This window comes from Desulfosarcina sp. (assembly GCF_041551955.1).
Taxonomy (GTDB): Bacteria; Desulfobacterota; Desulfobacteria; order Desulfobacterales; family Desulfosarcinaceae; genus Desulfosarcina.
Window position 1 is genome coordinate 1 of record NZ_JBFELV010000357.1, and the last position, 5338, is coordinate 5338.

4 protein-coding genes are annotated in these 5338 nt (G+C 56.0%); 1 reads left to right on the forward strand and 3 read right to left on the reverse strand.

Annotated elements, in window-relative coordinates:
- Positions 1 to 238 precede the first annotated feature (238 nt).
- Complete coding sequence (locus tag ABYV26_RS19980) at positions 239 to 811, forward strand: hypothetical protein (RefSeq protein ID WP_372683123.1); 573 nt, start codon at positions 239 to 241, stop codon at positions 809 to 811.
- A 177-nt stretch (positions 812 to 988) separates the two neighbouring features.
- On the opposite strand, the gene ABYV26_RS19985 is transcribed toward ABYV26_RS19980, so the two are convergent.
- The 3 genes from ABYV26_RS19985 to hcp all read right to left on the reverse strand — a co-directional run bounded on the left by ABYV26_RS19985 (position 989) and on the right by hcp (position 4694).
- Positions 989 to 1726, reverse strand: coding sequence for an ATP-binding protein (locus tag ABYV26_RS19985; protein WP_372683124.1), 738 nt, complete (start codon positions 1724 to 1726; stop codon positions 989 to 991).
- A 79-nt stretch (positions 1727 to 1805) separates the two neighbouring features.
- Positions 1806 to 2534, reverse strand: coding sequence for an HD domain-containing protein (locus ABYV26_RS19990; protein ID WP_372683125.1), 729 nt, complete (start codon positions 2532 to 2534; stop codon positions 1806 to 1808).
- A 531-nt stretch (positions 2535 to 3065) separates the two neighbouring features.
- Positions 3066 to 4694: a hydroxylamine reductase gene (gene hcp / locus ABYV26_RS19995; protein ID WP_372683126.1), complete on the reverse strand. Its 1629-nt coding sequence runs from the start codon at positions 4692 to 4694 to the stop codon at positions 3066 to 3068.
- Positions 4695 to 5338: the final 644 nt, after the last annotated feature.

Here is a 5338-nt window from a genome sequence, read left to right on the forward strand (position 1 = left end):
ACCGCAGGACTGAGTTTGAAGCTGGTAAGCTGGTAAGCTGGTAAGCTGGTAAGCTGGTAAGCTGGTAAGCTGGTAAGCTGGTAAGCAAGGTACAACCAGGATCAAGAAGAGACAAACACGATTTTCATTACTATTATTCCTGTAGCCTACAGCCTTAACCGCTACTCACCTTCACTTGAAAGGACCACGAATGAAACCAAAAATAACATATTCTCTCCAATGGATAGCCACAGCTGTTATGCTCACCTTGATAACCTTGCCTTCCTGCTCACAGCAATCCATGCAGGGCGCCGGCCGGGGAGCCGCCACCGGCGCGGCGGTCGGGGCCGTCGGGGGCATGGTAACGGCGCTGGTGTTTGGCGGCAACGTCGGTGAAGCCGCCGCCCGCGGGGCCGTGTATGGCGGCAGCACCGGAGCCGCGGCCGGTGCCATCTCCGGCGCAGTGGCCGACAGCAACCAGAAAAAGGCCCAAGAGGCCGCCGAACTGGAAGCGCTGAGAAAAAGGCTCGGTGACGATGCCTTCAGCGGCCTGGCCGCGCTGGTGGAATGCAAACACGAGGTCGCCCAGGGCTACGGCCGCACCGCGGCGACGTCCGACAAACCGGATTTTGCCCTGGCCGGTCTCTGGTTGCAGGTGATCACCTTTGCGGACAGCCGCCAGGAGGACCAGGCCCGGACCTTGCTGCCGGACCTGGTAGAAAAAGACAGCAAACTCTCCTCCGAATCCCAGGCGGAAACCGAGATGCAGGCAGCCCTGCAAAAACTGAAGGATATCCGGCAGGAGAATAAACTGCCCAGAGAATGTAAATAAAAGCTGAATGCGTCCCCTCGCCCCTTTGGGGAGAGGGACAGGGTGAGGGGCGTGAGGGGAATAAGTTTATCAAGTCAAGCCGATCTTCGGCTGACGTCCTAACAATCAGAACCACCGCCAACCTCTGTTAAGAGGTAGCGGCAGTTTTTTTCACCAATATCTATGGTGGTTGTGTCTTCAGCGCTCCTCGAGAATCTCTCCGCGGGTGCTGACGACGACCTGTCGGCTGGGCACATTCACCCCTGATGCCTCCATGCCTTTTTTGACGATCATGGGCAGACCGGAGCAGCAGGGCACCTCCATGATCATGGTGGTGACGCTTTTCACGCCCGCCGTCTTGAATATCTCGGCAAACTTGTCGATGTAGGCCTGCACATCGTCGAATTTAGGGCAACCCAGCATCACGGTCTTGCCCTGCAGGTAGTCCCGGTGCAGGGTGGGGAAGGCCACAGGCACACAGTCGGCCGTCACCAGCAGGTCGGCGCCTTTAAGAAAGGGCGCCGTGGGCGGGATGAGGCGGATCTGGATCGGCCAGTGGGTCAGGGCGGAAGCGGCCTTTTCGAAAGAGGTGGGCGTATTGGCGCCCTGGCAACCGGCAGCCGGCGCAAAACTCTGGATCTGGGTGGACGGGCAGCCGCAGGGCATGGTCTGCTTTTCTTCCTTGGCCTTACTCGTCTCCAGGTGCTTTTCCACGGCCGCTTCGTCAAAATCCTCGGCCTCACGCTCGATAATCTTCAGTGCCTCCTGGGGGCATTCGCCCAGGCAGGCCCCTAAACCGTCGCATAGGTTGTCGGAAATCACCTTGGCTTTGCCGTCGATGATTTTCAAGGCCCCTTCGGCGCAGGAGATCACGCAATTTCCGCATCCGTCACAACGTTCTTCATCAATTTCAATTATTTTTCGGGTTACTTTCATGGTCGTCGCTTTCTCTTTTACCGCCGGTTAGCCGGGTCGGTCCTTTTATACGGTCGGAGCAATGAACATACTCCGGTTTTTAACCAAGCAATGTCTTTTTGGCCTCTGTCCGGCCGTTTTCTGTCATCAGTTTTTCGGCAATGATCGTTTCTATCTTCTCGGGCTGGAGCCCGTTTTCCTTTATTCGGTCTTCCAGGTTGGCAATCCAGTCCGCGTCGTGGAGCACTTTAAAGTTCAGGGTTTCTTCTTCCCGCGGATGATGGTGATGACCGACGATGTCGCACACCTCTTCCACCAGCGGGGGTTTGGCCCCCAGGCGTTCCAGGATTTCACGGGCCACGGCCGGTCCTTCCTGCTCCTGATATCGGGCCTCGCTGCTGCCGTGCTTTTTCTCCGCCTCGACGATGCCAATGTCGTGCAGGTAGGCCGCGCACAAGACTACCGCCGGGTTGCTTCCCTCGACCCGGCCGATGCGTTCGGCATAGCGGGCCACCCGGGTGGCATGACCGATGCGTTTGAAGTCACTCCGGAAATAGCGTTTCATCTCGATGGCCACCCGGTCCTTGAGCAGGTCTTCCTTTTGCAGCAAAAACTCCTCGGGCAGGGTGCCGATACACTGCTCGGCATACTGGCAGTAGGCCGCGCAGCCGAAATCCAGATCCGGGTTCACGAAGCGGTGCTGGCATGCGGGGCATTTGCGGGCCGTGTCGTCCTTGAAGAACTCGACGTTGGCACCGCATTTGGGGCACGGAACCTCATAAATGGCACCGGGCTTCCAGTAGAGGGTGTCCTGTCCGGGGCATTTCATGGTGGTCCTCCTTAATTTTGACGGAGTCGTAAAAAGTCCGATATCTGCGTTACGCTTCAACCTTCGTCACTGCGGCGTACCTTAAGTACGTTGCCTACGGCACCCGCGATAGCGGTATTCTCAGGATTCGCAAGCCTTGATCTCAGGCTTTTTACGACGCCGTCGGAAATGTGACTTTTTACGAGTTCATCAATTTTACCTAATCCGGATATACCGGTGCTGTTAAAATGGGGTAGGCCGCAAACAACCTACCAAAAGCATCAAATCTCAAATTACAAATTTCAAATAAATTCCAAATTACAATAACCAAATCTCAAAAAAGGCAGAAATCAACAGTTGTCGGCCATTTTGATTTCTCCAATATTGGCGATTGGTGTTTCCTTTCTTCATGCTGATACGGTGTGGAATTTAGAATTTGACTATTGTGATTTGTTTGTCATTTGTTCTTTGACCATTGTTATTTAGATTTTAAAGGCTGCCGGTAACCCGGCAGCCGATTATCTTTCAAATGGTCTGCTATTGCGCTGTCTACTACCCCAAAATGGCCTTCAGGTCTTCGTCGGGTGTCCCGATGGGCATAATGTTGAAGTTTTTCACCAGCACATCCAGCACGTTGGGGGTAATGAAAGCCGGCAGGCTGGGTCCCAGGCGGATGTTCTTGATGCCCAGGTGCAGCAGGGAGAGCAGGATTACGCAGGCTTTCTGCTCGTACCAGGAGAGGATCATGGACAGCGGCAGGTCGTTGACGCCGCAATTGAAGGCACCGGCCAGTGCCACGGCGATCTGGATGGCCGAATAGGCGTCGTTGCACTGCCCCACGTCCAGCAGACGGGGGATGCCGCCGATGTCGCCCATCTCCTTGTCGAAAAAGCGGAACTTGCCGCAGGCCAGGGTCAGCACCACGCAGTCCTGGGGGATTTTTTCAACCAGTTCGGTGTAGTAGTCGCGCCCCGGTTTGGCGCCGTCGCAGCCGCCTACCAGGAAGAAGTGCCGGATGGCCTTGCTCTTGACTGCTTCGATAACCGTGGGGGCCACGCCCATGACCGCATTTCGGGCAAAGCCGACCATGACCTGCTTGCCGGGAACGTCGGCTTCGAAGCCGGGCATCGAAAGGGCTTTATTGATCGCCGGGGTGAAGTCTTTTTCGACAATGTGGGTGACACCGGGCCAACCGACCAGGCCGGTGGTGAAGATGTTCGCCTCGTAGGACTCCTTGGGCTTCTGGATGCAGTTGGTGGTCATGACGATGGCACCGGGAAAAGCGGCGAACTCCTTGGCCTGATTCTGCCAGGCCGTGCCGTAGTGGCCGATAAAATGGCTGTACTTCTTCAGTTCCGGGTAGCCGTGGCAGGGCAGCATTTCGCCGTGGGTATACACGTTGATGCCTTTGCCTTCGGTCTGCTTCAGAATGGCGTCCAGATCCTTCAGGTCGTGGCCGGAAACGAGAATGGCCTTGCCCTTCTTGGGGCCCAGGGGCACGGCGGTGGGCACGGGGTGGCCGTAGGTGCCGGTGTTGCCGGCATCCAGCAGCTCCATGGCCCGAAGGTTGACTTCGCCGCACTTGAGCGCCAGGCCCACATAATCATCGGCGCCCAGGCTGTTGTCCAGGGTGGCCGCCAGGCCTTCGTAGATATAGGCGTAAATCATTTCGTCTTCCTGGCCCAGGATGCGGGCATGGTCGGCATAGGCAGCCAGGCCCTTGATGCCGTATACGATCAGTTCACGCAGGGAGAGGATGTCCGGATTGACGGTGGCATCGGACTTGACGCCCACCGTTTCGCCTTGGGCCACCATGCCGGCCTGGTCGGCCGCGGGAACGAAGGTGGCCGGACCGTCGGCGAGGGCGACCGTGCCGCCGGCCGCCTGAACCTTGGCCTTGAGCGCGTCACGATGCTTGACGGCGTCTTTGATCAGGGTCACGAACCGGGCCGGGTCGAAATCGACATTGGTCAGGGTGGAGAAGATGGCTTCGCAGGTGAACTGGTTGACGGCCGGGTCGCTGACATTGACCTTGGCCCCGGCGATCGCCACCTGGGCGATGCCCTTGGTCGCATAAACGAGAAGGTCCTGAAGGGCGGCGACGTCGGGCTGCTTGCCGCATACGCCGATCTTGGTGCATCCTTCTCCTTTGGCAGTCTGCTCGCATTGAAAACAAAACATGGTGATTCCTCCTTGGTTATGGGTATTTTGATTATCGCTATCGTTGTCGTTATTGCTTTTTTTGTCGTTGTTGCCGAATCCTGTTCAACCCGGTTAACCGCCTTCTACTTGCTTTTTTTTTATCTGTCCTTGACCTGGGTCAACAGATGCATTCTTTTTTCCTGAATCCACATGCGCTGCCGTGGAGACATCCTGACCCTAAACCATCGACGGCCAATACACCTTGACTTATATCAAAATTCCAAGCAAACTCATCGTTTTTAACCGCGCCAGCGGGTGCATGCTCCGCAGCTTGCGGCGGGCTTGGCGAGCGAACTGAATATCGCTTTTTTTATCCTTACGGTTTTTTTCGTAAATCGCAGCGACCGGTCCGATATAAGATGTTCTGAATTGTGCGCAAGACCTCAGGACTTCATAGCGGCAGGTAGTTGATTGTACTATTGTAGTGGCGAATTTGAGCATTGCAACCCAATCTCTTTAACTTAACTTCGCGGGAATGACATGATTTAGGACCTATTACGGATCCATCAAGCCTTGGGTGGCCTGAAAACAGCCCTTTCGGGGTGGGTATCGCTATCGCTATCGGGATCGAAATCAATACCATGACCGCGCTTGTCGATTTCGATAGCGATCCCGATAGCGAT